Here is a 601-nt window from a genome sequence, read left to right as displayed (position 1 = left end):
CTCTTCGACGATCTGGTGGGGAGTGAGTCGTGGCGGGCCACTGGTCGCGGGTAGGGGTCGAGGTCCCCGAGGATCAGGAGCGACCAAGCTGCCTGATCGAATCTCGAGGACCTCGACGTGTCTCACGCTACGGGGTGTGCTGACGCACCCACCACCACCCGGCCGTGCCCGCGCTGCGATGCCATCTTCGGCGTGGAGCGTGTGCAGGTAGAAGCCGTCGAGCGTCGCCCCGACAGGGTCACGGTGACGGTCTCGACGCCGTGGCAGTTGATGGGCTGCCCGGACTGCGGTGTTGTCGCTCCCAGTCGTGGCCGCAGGCGGCGGGTGCTGCACGACGTTCCCCACGCAGGTGTGGGTGTCGTGGTCGTGTGGCGTCAGCGGGTGTGGCGCTGCCCCGACACGGCCTGCGCACGAGCGGTGTTCTTCGAGCAGGTCCCGGACCTGGTTGCGGCGCGGGGGTCGATCACGACTCGGGCGATCGGATGGGCGACCGAGCAACTACGGCGTGAGCACGCCACGATCACGGGCTTGGCTCGTCAGCTCGGGGTCGGGTGGTGGACGCTGTGGCGCGCGATCAAGCCCGAACTGGAGCGGCTAGCCG

The 601-nt window shown here is 69.2% G+C and carries 1 protein-coding gene; it reads left to right on the top strand.

Annotated elements, in window-relative coordinates:
* Nucleotides 1-117: 117 nt before the first annotated feature.
* Nucleotides 118-601, top strand: a 484-nt coding sequence (locus MSA03_RS14290; RefSeq protein WP_147051533.1) for a helix-turn-helix domain-containing protein, incomplete at its 3' end; no start/stop codon positions are given.

It is taken from the genome of Microbacterium saccharophilum (assembly GCF_007992455.1).
Lineage (GTDB): Bacteria > Actinomycetota > Actinomycetes > Actinomycetales > Microbacteriaceae > Microbacterium > Microbacterium saccharophilum.
The sequence above is the reverse complement of the archived record's forward strand: the minus strand, read 5'-3'. Positions and strand labels throughout refer to the sequence as shown.